Origin of the sequence: Mucilaginibacter xinganensis (assembly GCF_002257585.1) — a bacterium.
Lineage (GTDB): Bacteria > Bacteroidota > Bacteroidia > Sphingobacteriales > Sphingobacteriaceae > Mucilaginibacter > Mucilaginibacter xinganensis.
In genome coordinates, this window is record NZ_CP022743.1 from 3,443,509 (window position 1) to 3,468,322 (window position 24,814).

The following is a 24,814-nucleotide window of genomic DNA, read 5'->3' on the forward strand; positions in this document are numbered from 1 at the left end:
ATTACCACACAGCAACAAGCATCTGGTTATAACGACCTCATTTAATAATGCAATACTGATTTAAAACCCCGAAATGCAACCTACATCCCCGGGTATCCGTAAGAATGCAGGAAGGTTTTTGCGGATTCTATAACCATCGTTATGAAAAAAATTTACCTCGAATTCCTGAGAGGAGTTTCAACTGTATTTATATTAGGCTGGCATATTGCTTTTCTTGCTCCCACAGGTCACCCGACAAGGCTAACCGCGTATTGGGGTACCGACGCCCTGATCATGTTTTTTATGTTATCTGGCCTGGTTATTAATCTGTCAGAAAGCAAAAAACCCAAATCCAGGTTTGAATTTATACGAAATCGGTTTATCCGTATCTACCCCCAGTTTGTTGTTGGCATGTTATTGGCATTTATCGCATTGTATATTACCAGCACCGCATTCCCTTCTTTTAAGACTATCATTGGTAACTTTTTTGTAGTAAGCACCATGGAGGATTATATGGGTTACATTGTTGCCAGTATTCAAAGCAACCTGCCGGTATGGTCTTTGTCTTTTGAGGTTGCCTTTTACGTTTTGTTTGCGTTAACCATTGGCCGCAATCAAAAAAAGGTAATGTTTTATTGGTTCCTTCTCTCATTGATAGCTATACCGCTCTATTTCTTCAGGTTAGAGCGCGATGCGCTAACCCACGTCATTGCTATATTCGCGTTCTCTTCTGTTTGGATAGTTGGATATTACATTTACCAGTACCGCGATTATTTTTATGTAGAAAAATATACCGTTCTTTTTAGCCTGGGGATACTGCCGTTAATTTCAAGGATGCAGTTTTCACCAAATTTCTATGATCCGCTTAAGTATTTCATTTTTTCGCTGTTCGCGATCCCTTTTTTCAGGTATTGCCTGCAACTACCACCCGCAGGGAGGAAAATTAAAATGATCTATTTAGTTGTTCCTCACACCGTATTTGTTATTGCAGCACTTACCATTCGGTATATGCCCCTAAAAAACGCCATTATTTACAGCACCTTCCCATATCTTTATATGGGAATTGGTTACCTGATCGACGTTTTCAACTTAAAAATCAGGGTGAAAAATTTTATCACTAAGTCGGGCGCAATCATGGGTAAATATTCATACCCCCTATATATTACGCATTATACAGTTTTGTTCGTTTTTTCTAAATTACTTCATAATGTACTTCTGTATGTGCTGGTTAGTTTACCTATCATCCTGGCAATAGCCTACTCCCTTGAAAACTGGCTGCAACCTGCTGTAATGAATTATTTTAAGAGGAATAAAGCTGCAGATAGCCCGGCAAATGAACAAAAATTACCCTTTAGGTCAGTTTCTGTCACTCAATCTGGCCGTCAATAATAGCAATTGGTTAATAAATTAAGCTAAAGCAATAAGGTTGTTAATATTACAGATAGCAGATAGCAAATAACAAAAAATAATTACTTTTGCTTATCTGCATGAGCGACAACAACAATTATACCGATAACTTTAACCTGTACCAGGCTTACAGTTACACTTTATTACTACAAATTGAGGCAACGTCATTTAGTTACGCCGTTGTTAATGAAACCAACTTACTGGTTTCGGCCCAAAACTGCGATTTGCAGGAACTTGTTCAACCAATGGCGCTAAATGACCTGTTGTCGGCTACTTATAAAAAAGTAATCATCGGGATGCCAGCGTCGGGTTTAACCCTTATCCCTAATAGTTTATTCAGAGAAGAGCACGTTTCAGGTTTTGCCCGCTTTCTCGATGTTAAGGACAATGACAAAGTATTTGCTCAAAACCTTGACGACGTAAACGCTATCATATATAAAACAAATGATTACCTGGTTTCTTTAGTAGAGAAATTCGGATTGAAAAATACAGTTTATACCGCTAAAGGATGGATAAAAGCTATTGAGAAAAGTATCCCCCAAAACAATAACTTATACCTGGATATAAGTACCGGAAGGGTACAATTTCTTTATTTTGCTTTAAACACACTGCGCTTTTACAACTCTTTTGAATTTAAAAGCGATGATGAACTTGCATACTTTACCACATTCGTAACCGAAGAACTGAATTTAAAACCACAATTCATCACTCTTGTAATAAGTGGTGATGTTATACCTGGAGATAAAAATCTGGCAAGGCTGGCCAGTTTTTATCCAAAAATCGAGTTAAACAGTATGAAGATACTTGAATTACCCGGTCAAATGGCTTCACATAAATTCCTGGCACTTGCCGCTTTATCATTATGCGGATCATCGGAGGTAGTTTAAAAGGATTGAGGCTTAATCCGCCCAAAAATCTCCCGGTTAGGCCAACTACCGACCTTGCAAAAGAAGCCCTCTTTAATATTCTGCAAAATAAAATAGAATTCGAAGGCATCAGAGTGCTTGACCTTTTCAGCGGCACCGGAAATATTTCGATGGAGTTTGCTTCGCGTGGGGCAGAACAGGTAATATCTGTTGACCGCAGCATTCACTGTATAAATTATCTTAAAGATGCTGCCCGCCAACATGGTTTGTCAAGTATAAAAGCATTTAAAGACGATGTATTTAAATATTTGCAGCTGGAAACGGAACAGTTCGACCTTGTATTTGCCGACCCGCCGTATGATATGAATAAGATCCCTGAGATCCCAAAAATTGTATTTGAGAAAAACCTGCTCTCGCCAGGTGGCTTACTCATAGTTGAGCATCAATCGCTGCAAAATCTCAGCAATCACACTGCATTTACTGAACAGCGAAAATATGGACATTCATCGTTTTCATTTTTTGACAACTAAATGTAACTTAAATGCACGACCGGCAGTATAAAAGGTTATAATAATTTATAAAAAATCATCCCCCTAATGATTATAGCCGACTCCCAAAGCATGCAGTTAAAGGATAATACAAAATATTGGTTAGCCTGCATTATTATGATACTTGCTGCCTTTGTGCAGTGTTATAGAACAGTACATGACCTTCACTGGGCCAACGAACCCGATTTTGACCGTGACATTGCCTATATCCGGACTACTCTTAACGGCCATTACGGGCAGGACGCCAACTACGCGGGCCAATATATGTGGTACAACCCCCTGCTTTTTTTAACCGAAACTCTAATAGTAAAACTTACGGGCCTTCCTATCAATATCGTTGTAGCGCGCGCAGGCGCCTTTTTAAATATTATCAGCCCTCTTGCGTTTTTTATAATGGTTTCAAAACTGTTTGATATAAAAACAGCTTTAGCAGCATTGCTTTCTTTTCTTTTTTTAGCAACCGGCAATCTACCCTGCTGGGGAGCTGCAACCTATTCACCGTGGCTAATATCCGACTCATTTGTACAATTTTTGTTTTACATAAATGTTATCTTTTGCTACAAGGCCTTTTCAACGCAGCAAATTAGGTGGTTCGTATTGCTTGGCGCATCAATTGGGATAACCTTCCTTGGCCATTCAGCACCAGCCATCTTAATCATTTTAATACTGATTTCGTTGCAGCTTCAAAAAATCATTAAAGCAATAAGGCAAAAGGAATATCAATCCATTAAAACATACCTTTTACAGGGAATTGTTGCTGCCATACCCTTTTTACTATGTGCTTCGCCCTTTCTGTACTTCGTTTGGGGAAAATATCATTTCCACTTTGTAAACAGAGCCATATTAGAATGCGCTCCAGGTATTTTTGAGAGAAAATCATCAGTAACCATGTTGAAAACAAATATTACTTTCAGCTTGCTGATCGCTATAATTGGCGGAATATGGTTCTATAAAAAACAGGATAACAAGCTTATTCGCCAAATTATATTCAGCTGGCTCATTATTACGATATTCATGTATGTTTATGAATCGGTTGTACCAACACTCGACCGCCTTAATATCATCCATCTTCCTGATACCATCCCGGCTTTTCATTACTTTTTTTACCTTAAGTCCCTGCAATCTATTTTCTTTGCATTTGGGTTTATCTATCTTTTCCAAATCCTGATCACCAGCATTCCGGCGCTCAGTAAGCTAAAATCATCAAACAACTTGTTTATAGCTGCGGTATTACTGTACGGCATGGTTTATTTTCCTATTTATATTAACCGGACGGATTTCAAGGAATCGCGAGCCGAATCAATTGCCAAAGGAAACGAAAAAGACAAAATTGAAATCTATAATTTTATTGAAAAAAACATACCGCTAAATAATGTTTTGCTTTGTGAGCATGATTTATCACTATTTCCGGTAATGCCCACAGCTATAAAAATGGTATCAGTAGAGACGTACTTCTCCAATCCATATCTCAGTTACGATCAGCGGGAAAGTGATAGGAACACCATGCTCAATTATCTGGGTTCGGGTTCCCCGGCAAGTGCTGTTGAATTATTTAATGCTTATAAAGTAAGAATAGTTTTGCTGACCAACCGCGATTATGCAAAGTTAAAAACACCTGCTTTTGCAAGCAACAAAGTGCTGTTTAAAAATGGTTCTTACACACTCATGTCTTTCGGGATCAACAAAAAAAACTTACCTGGTGAACTTTGAAAAAGACAAAGTAAGCCAGCTAAATACAAGATAGACACTTTAGTTAAAACCTATTCACCGACTAGATATTTCAATTTCTGAAAGGCTTGTAAAATGCCTTTGTGGCAAGGGCCAGCATGGCTTTATCACCACTTGAATCGCCGTAACAGTAAATTGCCTCATATTCCGCGAGGTTAAATTGGGCCCTTATCCTCGAGGCTTTTTCTTCCATATTATTGTTTATGCCATCTATATTGCCGGTAATCACTCCGTTTATTTCCTGCAATCTCGTAGCAATTAAACCCAACCCTTCTGCTACGGTCCATTTTTTTATCCAGTTTAAAGGCGATGCCGACACCACAACAATTTCAAAACCGGCAGCTTTCAGCCTGTTTATTTCATCCATGGCACCTGAACGTAACATAGATGGCAATGCATGATCAATAAACTGATCACAGCCCTGCTGGAAGACTTTAAGCTCTGTGCCTCTAAAAAAATACCTTAGTATTTTTTCCTTCGCGGCCTGGTTTGATATCAACTTCAATTTAAGCGCCACTAAAACCGGTGAATTAAGCAAAAAGCCAGTGTAAAAACCAGCTTTCCCCTTTTGGTATTTTATTACCTCAAACAATGTATCTTTTGTAGTAATAGTTCCATCGAAATCAAAAAATGCAATTTTTCTCACAACTTCATTTTTTTAAACTGAAATTCAGGTATATTTTTTATAATCAACATAATATATCGCCAAAACCATTTTATGTAAATGGTGTTCTTCTTACTTTTGAAAGCGCTGTAAATAATATCAGCCACTTCATCAGGTGTTGATGTAAGTGCCTTTGGCAATGGTAAATTTTCGGTCATCCTGGTATAAACAAATCCAGGCTTAACCGTCATAACATGTACATTATCTTTAAAACATTTGTTTCTTAACCCATCAAGGTAAGCCGACAACGCCGCTTTAGAACTCCCATAAATAAGTTTACTAGCCCTCCCCCTATCGCCTGCCACTGAGCTAATACCTATAATAGTTCCTTTTTTACGGCCGGTATAAAACTTTGCTGCGATATTCAATATTGAAACAACCCCGGTATAATTTACATTTATCATCATTTGAGTTAAGTCCCACTCGTCAAAAGCATTATCTTCTTCATACATTGCACCAAAAATGGATATCGTAATATCTGGTTTCGGGTTTAAATTTTCGAAAAAAGAAGTATGGGTATGATAGTGTATGGCATCAAACTCATGTGCGGTACATTCAACATTGTAACGAATCTCAATATCGCTCTTAATAGCCACTAATTGTTCGGCCTTTCTTGCTGCCAACTGTATATTATATTTTTGAGCGGCAAATTTCTTTGCAATCGCTATGCCGATGTCTGAAGTTGCACCCAGTATAAGAACGGTTTCCATGAATTTTATTTAATTTCAGTTAGTAGTAAGCGGTCAGACTGAACAGACCTAATTTTCCCATCCGGGTTATATCTTTTTATGATTGATTTAAACTTCTCCAACTCAGGGTAACCACCAGTCAGCATCTGAGGTTTCATCCTTGCATCTTTGGACATATACAACCTCCCGTTGTATTTTAGCACTAATTCATCCAATTCGTCCAAAAAATCTAAAAGGCCTTTACGTATCGGAAAGTCTAAAGCTAATGTGTAGCCTTCTTTCGGAAACGAGATCATGCTTTCCTGCTTTCCAAAAACCTTCAATACCGCAAGGAACGAGCCCAGGCCTTCGTCAGAAATTCTGTTCATAATTTCGACTAGGCCTTGCCTGGCATTAAGTGGTAATACAAACTGATACTGCACAAAACCCTTTTTACCGTATAACCTGTTCCAGTGCAAAACCTTATCAAGCGGGTAAAAAAAAGGCTCGTATGATACTATATTGTTTATTTCCTTTTTTAAGTTTTTAGCATAGTATAAAAAATTAAATGCCTTAACGGTAAACTTGTTGAGCACCCATCCAGGCATATTTATCGGAAATACTATTTGTTTGTTTACTGGCAGTGCTAATGGATTGCTGCGCTGGTTTTCATTAACTTCGGCAATTGTTGCATGTTCGCCCAGTATCAAAATACTGCGGCCAAAATGCGCTCCTTTTTTTAGACAATCAATCCAAGCGACTGAATAGGTATAATCTTTATAGGTATCAAAAAGTTCAATCAGCTCCTGCAGATTTGCCGCCTTTACCTGCTTTTGCCTGATAAGCGACGTTTCAATCTTCTTAAGCCTAAATTTTACCCGGGTAATAACCCCGGTTAGCCCCATACCACCACAGGTAGCTTCAAATAATTCCGAATTATTAACCGGTGAGCAGGTGACCACCTCATCCGACGCCAGCACCATATCAAATTCGATAACATGATTGGATATGGAACCATCAACGTGATGATTTTTCCCGTGTACGTCACTCGCCAAGGCACCGCCAATTGTAATAAACTTAGTGCCGGGCGTTACCGGCAAGAACCAGCCTTTAGGTACAATAACAGCGAGTATTTGGTCTAAAGTAATACCGCTCTGACATTCAAAAAAACCGGCATCAGCATTGAAGGAAAGAACCTTGTCAAATTTCAGTGTTGATATAGTTCTTGCTGACAAAGATGCATCACCATAACACCGCCCGTTACCTCGGGCAATAAATGGCTGTTGATCCTTGATAAGGGTGTCCAGCTGATCCGCGAAAACAAAGCGTTCTTCTTTACTTTCTATAACAGGGTAATTTCCCCAGTTGGCGATCTTTGTTTTCATTGAACTAAGTATATTGTTATCAATTTATCTTCAACTTCCCTGAAATACATTTGTCATTAATTAAAAATCGGACTGCTTGGCAATAAATACAATATGATATAAATGCTAATTATCCATAAAAGAATAGTTGTTTGTATAAAACGATCTTTATAAAGTATATCTGTTGGTGACCCTGAATTTTGTTTTACAAAAACCAACTGCATGTAACGCATTATGCCAGCTATTACAAAAACGCTCGAATAATAAAGACGATAGGTACCCAGCCTATTAATTGTTTTTGGCGACTGCGTGTAACTTATGTAAGCAACTATAATTATGGCGCTAAAAAGTCCCAGCATAGTATTTAAAAACTCAAGGTTATACCCTGTTACTGATTTTCGCATTTCAGCACCTGACGCTTCCTTTAATAGCAAGTCATCCCGGCGTTTGCCAATTGCCATAAACAACGCCAGCAGGAAGGTCATGATAATTAGCCACTCCGAACAGTCCACATGTGTAATAATTGCGCCAGCTTTTACCCTGAAAACAAAACCCGAAGCTAATATTAAAATATCAAGGATAGCAATATTCTTAAGCCCAAAAGAATAAGCCAGGTTAACCACAAAATACACAGCCAGCACCAGTAAAAACTCAAGCGACGGATTTGCAAAGAAAGCAAATCCAATCCCGGTAATTAAAAGAAGTACCAAGATAATTATTGCGTAAACCGGCTTAACCATTCCCGACGCTAAAGGACGTTTTGACTTAACAGGGTGTTTACGGTCATCGTCGATATCGCGATAATCATTAATTATATAAATACTGCTTGCTATACAACAAAACGCAGCAAAGCCGGCTATAAGAAACCATATTTTCTCTGAAGTAAAAATATACTTTGCAAAAAAAGATGGTACAAAAAGAAAAAAGTTCTTCGCCCAGTCCCTAGGTCGTAAAAGCTTTATATAATATTTCATCAATTGTAAATTAAGCTTATTACGCACCTTAGCGCTTAAGAGTTGCGATGTGATATATTTAGTGTAAGCTAACTAATAAACATCCGGAAATTGGGTAACGGTATTATTAAGTTAGCTGGTCGCAATTAATTGACGATATTAGATAATGATTTATAAATTTGTTTGATAAACAAGCGCTAAAATGAAGATCGCTCTTTTTCCCGGATCATTTGATCCAATCACTAAGGCACATGTTGACATCGTAAAGCGGTCGGTCAGCCTGTTTGATAAGGTTTATATCGGCATCGGTGTTAACAGCACAAAAGCCGGGCTATTAAGTGTTGAAAAAAGAGAGCAAATGCTGCGGGCTGTATTCGAGACTGATCCAAGGATTCATATTGTGGCATATGAAGGTTTAACCGTTAATTTTTGTAAAAGCATAGGGGCAGAATACATGATCCGCGGCATCCGCACCGTTTCGGATTTTGAATACGAAAAAGCGATTGCGCAAATGAACCATTCACTAAACCCGGAAATTGAGAGTATTTTTATTGTTAGTAAACCTGGGTATTCGTCTATAAGCTCAAGTATCGTACGTGAAATTATGCGTTATAATGGCGATGTTAGCCAGTTTATCCCCAAAGAGGCATTAGCTTACCTGTAAAAAAAGGATTCACGAATCAAGACGAGCAGTTTTTCAGAATACACTACCTGATATGATCAACCTGAGAAACTAACTATCAAACTTTTCTAACTGTTTCAATAATGTTTCAAAGTCCTTCGGATAAGGAGCGTGAATAGTTATATCTTTCCCTTCGACCAGTTTAAAGCTAACCTCATAAGCATGCAGCGCAAACCGTTTCATTATAGGATGCTCTTCCTGGTCTTTACCAAGGTGATACTTGCGCTTTATTTTTGAAAGAAAAACTGGCTGGCCCTTATACATTTCGTCTCCTGCGATTGAAGCCCTTTGTGTTGCCAGGTGAATACGGATCTGGTGCATTCGACCAGTAACAGGGCGACATTCCACTAATGTGTAATGTTTAAAATACTTTAGCGACTGGAACCAAGTTTCAGCTCTTTTGCCGTCCTGCCTGCTTATAGTTACATTGCCTTTGCCAACGTTTAATATGGGCAAGTCAATCAGCAAGTTTTCAAACACATGTGTACCGTCAATAATGGCGTGGTAAACCTTTTTTACTTGCCGCTTTTCAAACTGCATTGATACATTACGGTACGCCTCGGGATTCTTAGCTATAATTAAAGCCCCAGAGGTTTCTTTATCCAACCGGTGACATATCTGTGCATCTTCCGAATATTGTTTAGCGAGACGCAGCATATTAACTTCGCCACCTTCACGCTCATCCAGAGAGCTTATAAAGGGCGGCTTATTAACCACTATTATATCATCATCTTCAAATAATATCAGGTCAGCAAATTTTGGAAACTTCATAGCCCGCAAAAATACGGTTTAAGAATGAAATTAATCTAACAAAGCAAATGGGTAAATTGCTATTGTAATGTTTTGTTAAGGGGGTTATTATACCCAACAAAATTTTCTTACTTTTTTATCTAAGCGCCTTAATCCTACCGAATTACTAAACAACCGAAACATCTTTATTATCAAGCTCTTCGTATTCGGAGTTCTTACTGATAAATTCGGGAACAATTTCTTTCATCTTGTTTACCACGCCCATCGCGTCGTTTTGCTTATTTAATGCAATTAACTCGCTGATATCGCTGTTTACTTGATCATAAGAATAGTCTATGACCTGCGAGATCTTTATTTTCTCGTGGTAGGTTGGCATGGTGTTCTCACCATCATTTAGTAATTCTTCGTATAGCTTCTCGCCTGGCCTTAATCCTGAGTACACAATTTTAATGTCCCTTTCAGGCTGGAAGCCGGCAAGCTTTATCATCTTCAAAGCGAGGTCTGTAATTTTTACCGGGTCGCCCATATCGAAGATAAATATTTCCCCACCGGTGCCCATAGTTCCCGCTTCCAACACCAAATGCACAGCTTCAGGTATCGTCATAAAATAACGTGTAATCTCGGGATGAGTTACCGTTATCGGCCCGCCCTTTTGGATTTGGGCCTTAAATCGCGGAATTACTGAGCCGTTTGATCCCAGTACATTGCCAAATCTTGTGGTGATAAAACGGGTATGTCCGTTATTGTCCGGATCATTTTTAAGCGACTGGATGTAAATTTCAGCAATACGCTTTGTTGCGCCCATAACGTTTGATGGATTAACAGCTTTATCGGTGGAAATCATGACAAATTTATCAACTCCAAACGCGATAGAAAGATCAGCGACATACTTGGTGCCAATTACATTGGTCAATACCCCTTCTGTCGGATTCTCTTCAATCATAGGTACATGCTTGTACGCGGCGGCATGAAATACTACTTCGGGCTTATAGTCAACAAACAGCTTCCGCATACGTGCATAATTTCTGATGTCAGCTATAAATATTTTTATCGGCACATCGGGGAAATTTTCCTCTACCAAAAGCCGAAGCTCGTGCAAAGGCGACTCAGCCTGATCACATAAAATGATAGCACCTGGCTTATAGCTTAAAACCTGCTGTACTATTTCAGAACCAATTGACCCTGCAGCACCGGTTACTAAAACCCTCCTGCCTTGTAAGTCTTCGGAAATTTTTGTAGTATCAATTTGAATTGGCTTGCGCTGCAGCAGGTCTTCAATTTTCAAGTCCTTTATCTGCTGCATATTAAGCTTTCCGTAAATCCACTGGTCAGATGGCGGCACAGTGAGCACCTGAATGCCAAGTGCGAGGCATTTCTCAAGTGCGATTTTTTTGGCCTCTTCATCAAGATGATGATTCATTATTATAAGCTTATTCACTTTACGTTTTGCTATCAACTTATCAAGCTTATCAATATCATATACCTTAAGCTGCTGAATTTCTTTATTGATTTTATTAGGATCATCATCAACAAAGCCTATCACAGAAAAATTAGTTTTTACGCTACTCTCCAATGCCTGTTTTACTAGAACCGCGCTTGTATCTGATCCATAAATAAGTACCACGGTTTTAGTTGTATTTGAATAGTTATTTATAAAATAATAAGCGCTCTTTACCGCTGTACGCAATAAAATCAATAATGTGCTGGACACTGAAAAGTTTACAAGCATTATCATGTTTATGGTAACACTACTAACGGGCCAGCGCGGTAAAATCCAAAAATTTACTACAAGCAAATAAACCAGGGAACACAAAAATACAGCACTAAAAATTCGTAACACATCCCGGGTATTTGAATAACGTATAAGCCCTGTATGAATCCTCATTAAATACATTATGGCCAAAGAAAGCACACAGTACAAATCGGTATATATAAAAAAGTACCCCCTTAATATATTTATGAACTCAAAACGATATACGATGAAGTACGATGTAGAAAATGAAACAGCAACAATTAGGAAATCTAATATCACTATAACCCAGCGCGGAACCACTTTATTAAATAGTAAATACTTTTTCATATGACTGTTATTTAGCTAAATAATTAAACTCTATCTTTTTATAAAAATACGAAATATATAAGATTTTTGCTAATTTTTTTTAAAACCCATCAACAACTGATTGATTTATTATGAAAAACTCATTCCGAGCTAATTACTTACGATATCATAACATCAAAATACCCGGCAAATATTAATTATTAAAAATAATATCTTATCGTTAATTATATTTTATATTTATTTGTTCAAATTATTTCGATAAAGTGAGCCTCCCATTTGCAGAAAGTGGCATATGCAGAAATTCTAAAAACTTAATTTAACAAAATATATTTTTAGATCTTATTACTTCTTTGCGCCTCAATTTGCTTACCAGAATTTCCGCACCTTAACTAAAATACTGCTTTATCTTTTTATAAATGCGCAATGGCCAAAAATAAATAGGAGGCGAGATGCCATTAATTTTCCATGAAATAGTTATCTCTTTATTCCCCTGCATAATATTTTTGATACTTTTGGTACTCTCTCCGCCCATTTGCATGTTTACTATAAATTTATTAAAATGGTATGATTTATAATTATTTATCCGCAATGCCCTCAACATGAACTCATAGTCTGATGTGATTTTAAAATCAGATTGGTACGTTCCGATTTTATTATAAACTTCCTTTTTTACAAATAGAGATGGATGTGGAGCTACCTCCCCATGCTCAAAAAAGCCTTCATAATAAGGCTTAGTTACCCAGGTACGAATAGCTTTATTGGGGTTGTTTTTAAAGAATGTGATATTACCATAAAGTAACTGAATATCTCTTTTAACAAATTGCCCGACAATTTCAGATATGATTGTGTCAGAAGTATAAATATCATCAGAATTGAGGATTCCGATGATTTCACCGCTTGCCAATTCAATCCCTTTATTCATGGCATCATATATCCCTTTATCAGGTTCAGAAATAACCTTGGTTATGTTCTTCCGATATTTTTTTATAATTTCCAGTGTTCCATCTTTTGAATTGCCATCAATTATAATATATTCTATTGGAGTGTAGTCTTGCAGTAGTACCGACTTTATGGTCCGCTCAATAGTAGCTTCGCTATTATAACATACAGTGATTATTGAAATAGATGTTGTTTTGTGATTCAAATTATTGTCGGATTTATTTATATCCTTCATCCGCTTATATATTAAGACTGTAAAAATTGTTTTTTAAATAAATGATTATCGTGCTCATCATTTAGTCCCTCATGCGAAATAACGAAAATAAGGACGTAGGGAATAACATTAAAATGCAAATCTTATCTCAAAATGCATTCAAAAACTCATTGGCAAATTTTTCAATTCTTTCGTGGTAGTTGTCAAAAACAGGCTTTAACTCGCTTTTGTTTTGCAAAAACATAACAATTTTTTCTGACAACTCTTCTACCGAATCCGGATTAAAATAAAATGCATTTTCTCCCAACTGCTCCAAGTGCACTTCAATATTTGAACATATGATTTGCTTTTGAAGCGTTTTTGCATCTTCGATAATTGTACTCCATCCTTCAAATTTACTTGGCTGGATAATAGCAAGGGCGTTTTTGAGTAACCCTAATTGATCCTCTCTTGGAATTACACCTAATATTTTAGCATGTGAAGCTATATCATTGCTGGCTATATAGTCGGTTAAACTACTATAAAACAACGGATTACGATAATCATCTGTCTTCCCGGTAAAAAAAACCGTAAAGATCATTCCTAATTTCTTTAACTCAACTATCGCTTTAAGAACGATGATATGATTTTTGTGCGCGTAAAATTGATTGGAAACCAGAAAATATGGGGTAGTTATGTCGTATTTTTTTTTTAAGATATCGAAATCAGTCAGCCCAAAATCCTTTATCATCGAAACGAATGGCATTACATTTACCTTGATTTTACTATTGTCAACGCTATAGAATTTTTTTAAATGGCTATATGCATCTTCGCTTGATAATATTAGTGCATTAGATTTATCAATAATCTGCTTGAACCGCGTTTCGCGTAGAAAAAGATTTTTCCTTGAGAAAAAGCGCGGATAAAATTTATGCTGAAAATCAGGAATCCAGGATACTACTTTACACTCCGATTCATTTGATCTAACCGGTATATCCATTAAAGGGAAAATACCATCTAACTTATGGAATTTTGTTATTGATTCAACAAATAAATTTTTCCGTAAGAAAAATGAAAGTAAAAATTTACTCTTTTTATTTTTATTGTAATCGACTTCTTTATAAACCAAAAATTCATATTGAAACAGATCAAGAAATTTTTTACAATTATCAGCGTATAACAATATTATTTGGGGTCTCTTATCTTCCGATAAATACCCTATAGCTTTAACAATACTTAATAGATAATAAACAACACCAATATCATTCGAAACTAATAAAATCCCTATTTGCTTTTTTCCTTTTCTATCCATTTAAAATATCTCTTAAGCCCGGACTCAAGGGGTGTTGCCGGAATAAAACCTAATGACGCCAATTTGCCTATGTCTGCTTTCCAAAATAATGGATCGCCGTGTTTTTGAATTCCATTAAATTTTACTTGTAGCGATGGATTAATGATGTTTAAAAAAGTAGAAGCTACCGTTTCCACAGATGTTTCGCTACCTGAGCCCAAGTTAAACACGTCGCCATTAAATAAACCTTTATTTATCACCAAATTAATTGCATCTAATAAATCTTCTATAAAAATAAAATCTCTGGTTTCATTTCCTTTACCAAAAAGGTTTACATAACCATCTTTACTTTCAATAGCTTTTTGGTATATATCCCAAAGCAATTGTTTTTTTATCCCCGGCCCGTAAGCGGAAAAAATACGGAAAGAGCATGTTGCAATTCCATAAATTTGGTGAAACTCATTTACTACCTGCTCAGTGAGCATTTTATGAAAACCATAAGGCGAAAGTGGCTTCAAATCAGCTCTTTCTGTAAGCGGTAACTTTTCTGCATTACCATAAACGGCCGCACTTGAAAGGTTAATAAGCTTGCATTCGGGGTTGTAGAGCCTTATTGCATTCACCAGTGCGTAAACATTTGTTACGTTCATCCGAAAGTCATCCTGCGGATGTTCCATTGAGAAACCCACTCCTGGTGATCCTGATGCATTAATACAGATATCAAATTGCCGTAACTTAAAAATATTGTTGTAGTCAGGGAAAAAGCGTTCAACCTGGAAATAATTAGGATCATCAACATTTTCTGACACACCGCAGCCCCAGGTTTGATTCCCATTTTCATTGAAATATCTGCACGCGTTTGAACCGATAAAACCTTGGGAACCAATAACAATTATTTTCATTCAATATGTTTATCAAGTTTTCATATAAATATGAAATTCGCAGGCACGAATAACAATTAGTTCAATAATAACAAAAATAAAGCAAAAATCAATAATATTTTGCATTTATTATATCAACTTATATAAACAACCCGAAAAAAATATTGTCTATATAAGCTGACATGAATTTCAATTCTGATGAATTACTGATTTTTCCTTTTCATTAATCTCAACATGCCGCTGGTATATTTGGTAACTAATGCATCATGATAGCTGTCAAAATCCTGACCACCCGTTACGCTCATCTCATCAAGCAGTGGTTTTGATTTCTTTTTAAAATAATAGCTATCTACACTCCAGCAAACCAGCCCTGAAACTTTTTTACCATTGTAATTAACTGATAATATCGAATTTAAATACTTTTCAAATTCGTCGCTGGGGATTAACTGCAAGCCAATATTTCGGTTACTAACGTGATAGCGATACCAAACGAATGGCAATACAGGCTTATGCATTCGTTGGGCAACAGGTAAAATAGCATTTAAATTTTCAAAAGCGAACTTTTCATTGTCATCTCTTCCAATACTTCCGTCTTTATAGTTTTGATAAAAAGAAGGGAAAAACACATCACACTCTTTAAGTAAAGGTTCAATCTTACTTAAATCGTCACCCAGTTTACTCCTATTGTAATACCTTGAAAAAGGCACTGCATAATATCCCCATTTTACATTTGGTCTTAGTGTTTTTGCCATTTGTATCATCGTTATGTAAGAATTAAGGGCAGATTGAAATTCCGGCCTGCCGCCAGGTAAACTTACAAGAGAGCTCAATAGCTTGCCCTCCCAATCGAGTGCACCAATCCCACTATCAGAAGCATTCGGATACCGTTTTTTTATTTCAGTGGCTAATTTTTCAGTATCAACTGATTGATAGCTATCGCCAACGATGTTAAATGTATATACCGCTTTTATGTCATTACTATCAAAGAATGTTTTAACTGAAGGGCTAACATCTGTAATAGAAACGTATAACTTTTGGTTATTGCTTTGCGCCCTAACTGAACAACTTAAAGTGAGTGAAAAAGCGGCGACATTTAACAAGACAAAACTTAATCTTTTAAGAGGGGTTTTAACTAATTTCATTTTTTTTGATTTTGTTTGAATAAATATATTTTTAAATTATCTCTGTAATTCTTGCAGTAATTTACAAATTATTTTCTAGCTGCCTGACAATTTTAGCCGGATTACCTGCAACGATGCAGAAAGGTGGAACATCTTTTGTAACAACGCTCCTGGCACCAACAATAGCTCCTACACCAACTGTAACACCCTTTAGAATCATTGACTCGGCACCTATCCAGGCATGATCTTCTATTTTAATTGGTTTCGAATTAACAACGTCCCATTTTTTATTTTTTAAATAATTCCCTTTCTCGCTTAAATAATCAGCATAAGTTTGTTGAATATCCATATCTCTGTCTTTATAATTAAGTGAATGCGAATCGTGGTCATAAAACGTAACACCCCATGCCACCATTATATCATTACCTAAAATAATGCCTGTTTTGGCAATAATGGACGAATTTCCCATGTAAACCCTATCTCCAATTTCAACTTTAGCCTCCGGTGTTTCAAGAAAAACCGATACTCCCAACAAACATTTATCGCCGATAACAACTTTATGCTCTTGTAAGCTGGTCGATCGATTTTTATTTATCGAAAAATTAGGTAAAAATTTACTGTCGCCTGCCTGTAAAACCGCGCTATATCTTTTAGTAACTCCTAAAATCCTGTTTAATAAATAATTAACTATCTTGTTCATTTCGCTCGACAATTGATTTTATAATTCTTGCAGGGTTTCCTGCTACGATGGTGTGAGCCGGTATATCTTTTGTAACTACGCTGCAAGCACCAACTATTGCTCCCTGGCCAATTGTCACCCCTTTTAAAATGGTTGAATTAAAACCAATCCATACATCATCTCCAATAATTATCTCTTTCTCGTTAAGCGCTATATCATCCGCATGCCCGGTCGTCAATATGCTTTTATAATGCTGATGTCTTTCATTAGCATCTATAGGATGATCATTACAATCGTGAATATTAACATTATGAGCTATAAGAACGCGATCTCCTATTGATATATTTTTTGCTGACCAGATTTTAGTATTTTCCCCTACAAAGCAATATTTTCCAATTTTTATCCGTCCGCCATGCTTGTAAACCGTTAATTCACCTTTTATATGAGAGTTTTCATCAATTTCAATTTTGCTTTTATCCTTTTGAATATTAAATACACTAGCCTTATGCCCAAATGTTACTTTGCCTGAATAGGTTATCTGACTTTTATTTGAAATTGTGGTTATTATAGAAAGTCCTTTAATTATCAACCTGTTTAATAAAAAAAATAATTGCTTCATCCTCAAATAGTTTTTTTAATAAGTTTTGAAAAAACTTTTTTCAAATTAACCAGTGTAAATACTTTCCCCTTGTTTGCTTTAAAATGAGCTATCAATGCTGCCCTAAAAGCAGGATTTTCTTTAATCACATGTTCAAATTCCGCAATAGTACCATTATAGTAACTGTCGCCTAAAAACCTGGTGCTGTCTGAATTGATATTTGTTCCTACCATTCCGATATTCTTCACCATTGAAACAAACGGAAACAGTGTCAGCTTTTTATTCAGAAAAATGCTTGCATACCAACATACGCCCCATGAACTAATTTTCCCATTTTTTACCTTTTTTAGCAGGCTGTAGAATGGATAAGTGCCATTAAAATCAAACTCGTATACCAAACCTTGCTCATTGATCAAATTCATTAACTCTTCAGCATCGGGATTAAATAAATCCCAGCTCCCTTTCCACGTAGCCCAACCCCACGTTGTGGCTGACCTAAGAAATAACGTTTCTTTATTAAATTCGTTACTTATCGGGAAGTTATGCCCGCTAATTGATGCTACTTCTGTCTCCCCATCATACTTTTCCAATGCATCATTCATATACTGCAAAAAATGAGGCCCAACTACCAGATCATCTTCCAGCACAATAACCCTGCCGTATTTATTAACAACTTCGGTAACCCCCGTGATAACAGACCTGGATAAGCCTTTGTTACCCTCTGCTTCAACGACGTACACATTTTTAGCCCAGCTTATTTGGTGAGCAAGCTGCCTTACTTGTTTAATTAAAGCAAGCGTATTCTCGTCTGCCGTAATTTTAGGTCCGTCGCAGTAAATAAACAAGTCGCTTTCTTTTGTTTCTTTATTGCATTTTAAAGCCAGCAATGTTTCTTCAAGATAATGCGGACGATTATAAGCAAATACTATTACAGGAGCCAGATTCATTATAAAACAGTTTATTAACAATAATTATCAAATGATAGTTAATACGAAAAAAATCTTTTAACGCAGCACTACCTTCTTTTTAGTTAATTTGTAGATACTGGGTAATCCCACAATAAATCCGAGGCCAAACCAAAGAATCCTGTTTACATCTAAAGACATACTGCTCAAGGATTGTAAAAAAGCAAATGAAAACAGCAGTATTACCATGTTAATAAAAGGATTTACTGTTGTTCCGCGCATTAATACCCTGACTGATTTAAAAAAACAACCAATCGAAACAAACAACAATGGCATTCCAAAAAAGATTCCCCATCGCATAATAATTTCCAGGAATTGATTGTGCGGGTAAGGCTTATAATTTTCCTTCCCAAAAAATATAATATCTTTTAAATTGTTATAAAAATCCTGGATGTAAAGCGTTCGCTGATAAGCTGACTGATCGGCTTTAGCATCGCCCTTATTTGCTACTTTTGATAATAAGCCAAATCTGTCAATAGCGCCGTCAACCTTAGCTTGCAGAGCGGGTATCGATTTAACTACCTGGAAATAGAATATTATCACCACAAAAATAAATCCAATGAAATAAACTACAAACTTCAAAATATTTTTCATCGACTTAAGCCGATAAAAATTATTTATAATCAAAATCAGGGTGATGTAGATAAGCGCTCCCCTTGATTGAGTAGAAAATATCAGAAATATAGTACTGGCCATACTTAAAATCACAAACCATCGCAACCATTTTTTCAAATCGTAATAAATTAAAAAATAGTAAAGGATGAAGAAAATTACTGAATTTGTATAAGCCAAACCAATGGCATTAATATCACTGTCGTTCCCAGTTTCGACCACCGATCTGCTGTTTAAATTACTTTCATTTAAAACAGACTGATATTTAAGGTACATAAACACCCCCAGCACTGTAAGCAAAGTAATCATTACTATTATTTTAGGGCTTGCCTGACTAAAGTATTTCAGATTATTTACCATAAGATATCCCGACAACAGCAGAAAGAAGCAGACTATATCGAATACAACCGTCAATTTATCGGTTGTATTAGAATTGGACAAAATGGCAATAAACAAATACGACAAAAACAACACAAACGAAATAAAAGTAAACCGTATAAACTTAACCCCTTTCGGCAAAGTGAATACTGTGGTTATGATTAGCATAAACCCCATTCCCAATAAAGCTAGTTTAAGCTTATTTCCGCCTACAAAAAACCCGTTGATGGCCCAAACCTGGAAAAACAAGCCCAAAATCAGCAAGTTTGTTCGCATATTTGCCTTTTTGGCTACGGACTTTATTTTTAAATTATTTTCCAATATTTATTTAATTTAAGATAACTAATTCCGCAAATTCTTGTGGCGTGTGCGCTTTCAAAAACGCTGATGAAAAATGGGTATCTGATTGTAAAGGTAAAAATGATTCTATTTTAGATGCAATTTCACCAGGAGTTACCTCTTTTATAAGCACTCCGAAATTATTTTCTTCTATTAACTCCTTTATTAAACCTTTGCCGGTAGCTATCACGTTTTTATTAGCTGCAATTGCATGCCCGAGGATGCCGCTGGACGCTTCTGTGTTTTTATAAGGAATCAATACAACAGCAGATTGGTCAAAAATACTTTTCATCATTGGATTTGAAATAAATTTATTATCCCAAATAACCTGTACTTTAGTATTATTTTCAGCATCCTTTATCTTTGTCGCTATTATTTCACCCGTGTTGTCGCTGGCCGGCTTGCCCACCAGCAGGATTGCAACCTTAGCCTGGTTTTCGCCGGTAATAAATTGAGCCGCATCTATAATTTCAAATGTTCCCTTCCTGTCACATAATCCGCCAATATGAAGAAAGATTTTCCTCCCACGCTCAATGTTATAATGAGCGTAAATATCGAAATTTCCCATTGGTAACAATTCTGGTATAGGATCGGGCAGCATTTTGAAAATAGCGGTTTTAAAAGTGTTGTTAAGATATTTACCCGCCTTAGCATCGTTTAATATAAACACGCTTTTAATTTTCGGATTTATTGAATAACCTAATGTTGTTAAGTATTTCCTATAATATTTAATCCGCTCTCTTAAGCCGGACTGTTCCATTCTGAAAAATTGCAAAAATAATATACCGCTTATACTATAGCTTGGTCTGTAAAAAACACACGCCAGCTGGAAAGTGTTAAAATATAAAAGACAAACGGCATCTACTTTATTATCAACAGCATACCTATTCATTAACTGATATTCTGAAAAGGTTTTTTTTAACATCCCCCCCCCCTCTATGCTTCTATATTCATCGGCGGTGACAGTTATCCAGGTTACATTTTCAATTTGTTTGGCTTTATCAGCAATTTGCGGAAATTTATTTGAAAATTCCGGGTGTAATACGAAGATATATCTGTTATCATCTTTATTTAGACCTAGATAATCTATCAAATGCCCGACATATTCTGAATGATGGCCGGTAAGACGAAGATTATAAAAAAGCTTTTTCATATCAATACTATTCTGACTTTCTTATAAATACTGCTGGATTTCCGCCCCATATTTCATCAGCTGGCACATTAGCGGTAACAACACTACCTGCCGCAATTATTGCTCTGTCACCGATGGTTACCCCTTTATTAATGATCGACCTGGTGCCTATAAAAACGTCATTCCCTATTTTAACAGGTCTCTTTTTAGCATTAACAGCATCTGTTTGCTGATTTCGTCGCTCCAGGTAGTTTAATGAATGCATATCAGAGTCAACAATAATAGTATCGGCTCCTATTTTAACATAATCACCTATCTCTATACTAACCTTTGCCCACACGCATACATTACTCATACCGACTCCCTTGCCTATAACTATTTTAGATTGATCATCAGCCCTTAAGCAACTCTTAATATTTCGCCCTATTGAATTATACATCCTGCCGCTGATTAGCTGAAAATTATCACCAATGGTAATTGCACTGTTTTTTCCAACGCTTAACTTCATACTTCCACTAACCCTTAGTGCCTTGCCAAATGAAACGCCGGCCATCCTAAATTTTATGATGTTGTAAGTCTTATAAAATAAATCAATTAACCTTTCCATAAATATCTTAGCAAACTATTTGTCAGTTAATATTTCATTGTAGAATTCGTATGTCTCTTTCAAATTTTTCGTCTGCTCAAAACATTCTTCAGCAAATAACCGCCCGTTCTTACCAAGCTGGGCCCTCAACTCAATATTATTACCCAATTGGATAGCATAGTTATTAAACTGCTTTGGGTTGTTATATAAAAAGCCAGTAACTCCATCTTTAACCAATTCATCAACGCCGCCTATTTGTGATGCCAAAATAGGCAACCCAACAGCAGATGCTTCTATCACGCCTCTCGCGAAATGCGGTTCAATAAACGGGCAAACAAATACATCTGCATCCCACAGAATATCGATTACCTCATTTGTAAATTGTTCTATGTGAACATTACCTGGCGCTGCAATTTCCTCTGCCTGTTTTGCAGACGACCCCAAAAGCACGAAATGAAAGTTTGGGTGTTCAATAACCATTTCCTTAGCTCTCTCAATCAGAAACTCCCAACCATTACTTTTTGCAAAGCGCGCCATGTATAGAAAAACTATTTCTCCGGCTTTTATATTTAATTTTTTACGCAGCGTATTTTTAGAAATACCAGGGGAATACTCATCTATATTTACAAAATTATAGATCAATTTAGTCTTAATCCTTTGATTTGAATTTGAATTTGAAATATTTAACGACCCGAGATCAAATTGACTGATGCCGATAAACCCATCCACATTTTTTTTACAGAAAAACCTTAGCGGAGCTCCCCATAATCCTTTTCTTAACGGTTCACGTACATGACATATTACTCTTGGATTAACCCGGCTTAGCCTGGCTGCAATTGAAAAAGCGAATAAACAGGTCGAATTTAGATGAATAAGGTCAGGTTTTAACTTGTTAATTATCTTAGTTGCCCGCAACACACTGGGAATTAAATACACCCAATTATAAATAAAAAGCTTAAGGCTTTTTTCAACCACAGTAGATCCGTGAAAAGCCTTTATTTTATTGTTTACTATTAATTTAACCGGAATATTTTCAAAAAATTCGTTAACCGGACCTTTTACTATATTTATTAAAGTTGCATTATACCTGTTAACATCTAAATTTTTTATAATGTAACTCATACTTTTCGGCGCACCTCCAAACCCACCTGCATGATGCACGAATAAGATATTTGTTTTTACATTTTCTTTATTAGCCATTACCTGGGGTTAGTATTTATGTTATTTCCTTTTAAGATCGGAAAAAGCAAAAGTTACGTTAGCGTCTGTTTTTACCAGTTATATTAGTTGCTTTAACCTCTCCTTTATGTTCCCCAACGAGTCGGAAAAGATATCTTCGTTGTTTTTTATCTTTTCAATACTCCAGTCCCACCATCTTATTCCCTCTAAAAGCGAAATTGTTTCTTCGTCAAACCTGTAGCGTATTACAGTTGCTGGCGAGCCGCCGGCAATTGCGTAAGGAGGTACATTTTTAGTTACTACGCTATTACTCGCTATTACCGCTCCATTACCAATCGTTACGCCTGATAAAACAACAGAATGAGCTCCTATCCAAACGTCGTTACCAACAGTAATAGCGCCTTTTGAAGTGATATCCTTATTTTGCTTCTTAAAAATATGTTTTAAGATTAAATGTGTAGTAATCCTGTCTGTGTAATGTGAAAACTCCTGAAATGACACATTTCTGGCGACGCTGCAAAACGATCCGATGTTAATAGGATTTATAGCGGCATAAAAATCTGTATTGGGACCATTAATGACGGTAAACCTACCTATAGATATTTTGGAGCTGCAATTGATGGTAACCCCGGCCTGCAAAATCACATCGTCATCTATAGTTACATTACCATTTATCAACACCTTTTTCAACTTGGCCGACGTTGATATTACAGAATTTTTGGTAACAGATATTATATTGAAACGCAAAAACTTATAATAAATATAAAACTTCAATTTGTTAAAAAAGTGCTTCATCGTAATAAATTAATTAAAGTACTGAAGGCCGTGTTTATAATTTATTTCCTCATCTCGTCCGTTTCCTCGTTTTAAATTTGCCTTTTCATGCTCCTTTATAAATGCAAATAGGTTTGTGTCAGCATTGGTATCAAAAAATAAAGCCTCGTCCTGATCAATAACCTCTTTAAAAAACTTCTTTCCAATGTCGCCCATCACAATATTAACAGCCACATTCATTAACGCAGCCTCAACAACACTTCCTGAAAAATGAGAAACATGTGCCACACAATTAGATAAAATTACAGGTAACGGCAGTGCTGTGGCCCTCTCTACTTCAACTTTATCATTGATATTTTCGTTTTTGAGGGTTTGATGGAGTTCATTTATTTCACTTTCGGCCATACGCGGATGCAGGCGTAGCCACCAAACATAATCGCCGGTCGATTCTTTTATAGCATCAATAATATAGGAATGTAAAACAGGAACAAAATTAGTTTGTAATGTGTAAATTATAATTTTCTTACCGTTTTTTGTTAATTCAAAATTTTGATCCCTTAGATATGCTATCCAGGGATTCCCTCCCAGGAATGACAAATGCGAAGTGTTTTTAGTGAATTTTTCGATATTGTCGGCAGAAGACCTATCCCATGTCCAAAAATAATCCGGGAAAAGGTCCCATTTATTTCCTGTTATTCTCTCGTAGTTGTAGGCAGAATGAAATGGTCCCTGACCACCATGTTGCATATCAATTGTTTTTATTCCTTTCTCACGGGCAGCCAGTATCAACCCATACATGGGGCTATTGTAATAACATAAAACGAATACATAACTGGGTTTAATCTGCGCCAGTAAATATGCCCAAAGCGACTTCCAGCTACTAACACCTGTTAATTCAGCTGAGATCCTGGAAATTAACTTTTCAGTATCAACATCGGTTTCCTGTTTTATTTCTGCCAGTAATTCGTCAAAACGTTCTAATTGTTGATATTCAAATTTTACTTTTTTTGTAGTAAAATTGAAATAGTGAAACAACCTAACGGGGTAATGAACCCGCTCAGGTTTATAATAGCTTTTCTCTATCTTGTTATCGTATTCCAAAATAATGCTTTTCTCACCCTGTACTTCATCTATATAATCCATCATTGGATCAAAATACCTGTTATAGAAGGATTCTTTCCACATTACTCTATGGCGTGAAAAACCTGAAAAAACATATTTAGCTTCGTTAACCTTTATTTTTTTGAACCAATAAAATGAATAAAGTGCATCCAGCTTCAATGATTTAAAAACTGAAACCATTCTCGATTTAAGCGTTGCCGATTTAGCAGTTTTTATTGCGCTGTAGTTGATGAAAAATATACTGATCTTAATAACCGGCCAAAGATTAATGCCGTTATGCGTCCATTTATCTATGGGGTAAGTTCTTTCAATCCTTTTTAAAAAACCAATTAATTTTTCTCTTTTATCAAACTCCAT

General features: G+C 36.3%; 23 protein-coding genes and 1 pseudogene. 5 read left to right on the plus strand and 19 right to left on the minus strand.

The genetic code is table 11. The features are described from left to right. Positions 1–141 precede the first annotated feature (141 nt). From MuYL_RS15100 to MuYL_RS15115, 4 genes are all read left to right on the plus strand, one after another. Positions 142–1,368 carry an acyltransferase family protein gene (locus tag MuYL_RS15100; protein WP_094571361.1) on the plus strand — a complete coding sequence of 409 codons (1,227 nt, stop codon included), beginning with the start codon at positions 142–144 and terminating at the stop codon, positions 1,366–1,368. A 98-nt stretch (positions 1,369–1,466) separates the two neighbouring features. Then, complete coding sequence (locus MuYL_RS15105; protein ID WP_094571362.1) at positions 1,467–2,273, plus strand: DUF3822 family protein; 807 nt, start codon at positions 1,467–1,469, stop codon at positions 2,271–2,273. Then, the gene (gene rsmD / locus MuYL_RS15110) at positions 2,249–2,782 is read left to right on the plus strand and encodes a 16S rRNA (guanine(966)-N(2))-methyltransferase RsmD (protein ID WP_094571363.1); all 534 of its coding nucleotides are present in this window, start codon (positions 2,249–2,251) and stop codon (positions 2,780–2,782) included. Before MuYL_RS15105 ends, rsmD begins: the two co-directional genes overlap by 25 nt. Before the next feature lie 66 nt (positions 2,783–2,848). Next, entirely contained in the window at positions 2,849–4,510 is a 1,662-nt protein-coding gene (locus MuYL_RS15115; RefSeq protein ID WP_094571364.1) for a hypothetical protein, read from the plus strand. A gap of 70 nt (positions 4,511–4,580) precedes the next feature. Here the strand turns inward: MuYL_RS15115 and MuYL_RS15120 are convergent, their stop codons facing one another. The 4 genes from MuYL_RS15120 to MuYL_RS15135 are packed head-to-tail and all read right to left on the minus strand — an operon-like array spanning position 4,581 to position 8,198. Next, positions 4,581–5,174: an HAD-IB family hydrolase gene (locus MuYL_RS15120; protein WP_094571365.1), complete on the minus strand. Its 594-nt coding sequence runs from the start codon at positions 5,172–5,174 to the stop codon at positions 4,581–4,583. Then, a complete protein-coding gene (locus tag MuYL_RS15125) occupies positions 5,171–5,902 on the minus strand; it encodes an SDR family oxidoreductase (RefSeq protein ID WP_094571366.1) in 732 nt (243 codons plus the stop codon). Before MuYL_RS15125 ends, MuYL_RS15120 begins: the two co-directional genes overlap by 4 nt. 5 nt (positions 5,903–5,907) lie before the next feature. Further along, the gene (locus MuYL_RS15130) at positions 5,908–7,245 is read right to left on the minus strand and encodes an FAD-binding oxidoreductase (RefSeq protein ID WP_094571367.1); all 1,338 of its coding nucleotides are present in this window, start codon (positions 7,243–7,245) and stop codon (positions 5,908–5,910) included. 56 nt (positions 7,246–7,301) lie between these two features. Next, on the minus strand, positions 7,302–8,198 hold the full coding sequence (locus MuYL_RS15135) for a decaprenyl-phosphate phosphoribosyltransferase (protein WP_094571368.1): 897 nt from the start codon (positions 8,196–8,198) through the stop codon (positions 7,302–7,304). A gap of 181 nt (positions 8,199–8,379) precedes the next feature. Between MuYL_RS15135 and coaD the strand changes: the two genes are divergently transcribed. Then, positions 8,380–8,841 carry a pantetheine-phosphate adenylyltransferase gene (coaD, locus tag MuYL_RS15140; RefSeq protein WP_094571369.1) on the plus strand — a complete coding sequence of 154 codons (462 nt, stop codon included), beginning with the start codon at positions 8,380–8,382 and terminating at the stop codon, positions 8,839–8,841. A gap of 69 nt (positions 8,842–8,910) precedes the next feature. Here coaD and MuYL_RS15145 read toward each other — a convergent pair whose 3' ends face one another. The 15 genes and pseudogenes from MuYL_RS15145 to MuYL_RS15220 all read right to left on the minus strand — a co-directional run bounded on the left by MuYL_RS15145 (position 8,911) and on the right by MuYL_RS15220 (position 24,814). Then, positions 8,911–9,630, minus strand: coding sequence for an RluA family pseudouridine synthase (locus tag MuYL_RS15145; RefSeq protein WP_094571370.1), 720 nt, complete (start codon positions 9,628–9,630; stop codon positions 8,911–8,913). A gap of 145 nt (positions 9,631–9,775) precedes the next feature. Then, entirely contained in the window at positions 9,776–11,689 is a 1,914-nt protein-coding gene (locus MuYL_RS15150) for a polysaccharide biosynthesis protein (protein WP_094571371.1), read from the minus strand. 364 nt (positions 11,690–12,053) lie between these two features. Next, positions 12,054–12,842: a glycosyltransferase family 2 protein gene (locus MuYL_RS15155; protein ID WP_094571372.1), complete on the minus strand. Its 789-nt coding sequence runs from the start codon at positions 12,840–12,842 to the stop codon at positions 12,054–12,056. Positions 12,843–12,969: 127 nt separating this feature from the next. Next, positions 12,970–14,112, minus strand: a complete 1,143-nt coding sequence (locus tag MuYL_RS15160) for a glycosyltransferase family 4 protein (RefSeq protein WP_094571373.1) — start codon at positions 14,110–14,112, stop codon at positions 12,970–12,972. Continuing rightward, positions 14,085–14,993 carry an NAD-dependent epimerase/dehydratase family protein gene (locus MuYL_RS15165; RefSeq protein WP_094571374.1) on the minus strand — a complete coding sequence of 303 codons (909 nt, stop codon included), beginning with the start codon at positions 14,991–14,993 and terminating at the stop codon, positions 14,085–14,087. Before MuYL_RS15165 ends, MuYL_RS15160 begins: the two co-directional genes overlap by 28 nt. Positions 14,994–15,175: 182 nt before the next feature. After that, positions 15,176–16,114 (minus strand): hypothetical protein, encoded by a 939-nt coding sequence (locus MuYL_RS15170; RefSeq protein ID WP_094571375.1) that lies wholly within the window; start codon positions 16,112–16,114, stop codon positions 15,176–15,178. A gap of 61 nt (positions 16,115–16,175) precedes the next feature. Further along, positions 16,176–16,793: an acyltransferase gene (locus MuYL_RS15175; protein WP_094571376.1), complete on the minus strand. Its 618-nt coding sequence runs from the start codon at positions 16,791–16,793 to the stop codon at positions 16,176–16,178. Next, a pseudogene (locus MuYL_RS23885) lies at positions 16,777–16,956 on the minus strand (DapH/DapD/GlmU-related protein); the annotation flags it as partial. The gene MuYL_RS15175 and the pseudogene MuYL_RS23885, both read right to left, overlap by 17 nt. 437 nt (positions 16,957–17,393) lie before the next feature. Then, entirely contained in the window at positions 17,394–18,317 is a 924-nt protein-coding gene (locus MuYL_RS15185; protein WP_094571378.1) for a glycosyltransferase, read from the minus strand. 57 nt (positions 18,318–18,374) lie between these two features. Then, positions 18,375–19,256, minus strand: a complete 882-nt coding sequence (locus tag MuYL_RS15190; protein ID WP_157740864.1) for a hypothetical protein — start codon at positions 19,254–19,256, stop codon at positions 18,375–18,377. A 397-nt stretch (positions 19,257–19,653) separates the two neighbouring features. Beyond that, positions 19,654–20,817, minus strand: coding sequence for a glycosyltransferase (locus MuYL_RS15200; protein WP_094571381.1), 1,164 nt, complete (start codon positions 20,815–20,817; stop codon positions 19,654–19,656). Positions 20,818–20,824: 7 nt separating this feature from the next. Continuing rightward, positions 20,825–21,403 (minus strand): acyltransferase, encoded by a 579-nt coding sequence (locus MuYL_RS23800; protein WP_094571382.1) that lies wholly within the window; start codon positions 21,401–21,403, stop codon positions 20,825–20,827. 15 nt (positions 21,404–21,418) lie between these two features. Then, complete coding sequence (locus MuYL_RS15210) at positions 21,419–22,357, minus strand: glycosyltransferase family 4 protein (RefSeq protein ID WP_157740866.1); 939 nt, start codon at positions 22,355–22,357, stop codon at positions 21,419–21,421. Positions 22,358–22,660: 303 nt separating this feature from the next. Then, entirely contained in the window at positions 22,661–23,356 is a 696-nt protein-coding gene (locus MuYL_RS15215; protein ID WP_094571384.1) for a CatB-related O-acetyltransferase, read from the minus strand. A 9-nt stretch (positions 23,357–23,365) separates the two neighbouring features. Continuing rightward, a complete protein-coding gene (locus MuYL_RS15220) occupies positions 23,366–24,814 on the minus strand; it encodes a hypothetical protein (protein WP_094571385.1) in 1,449 nt (482 codons plus the stop codon).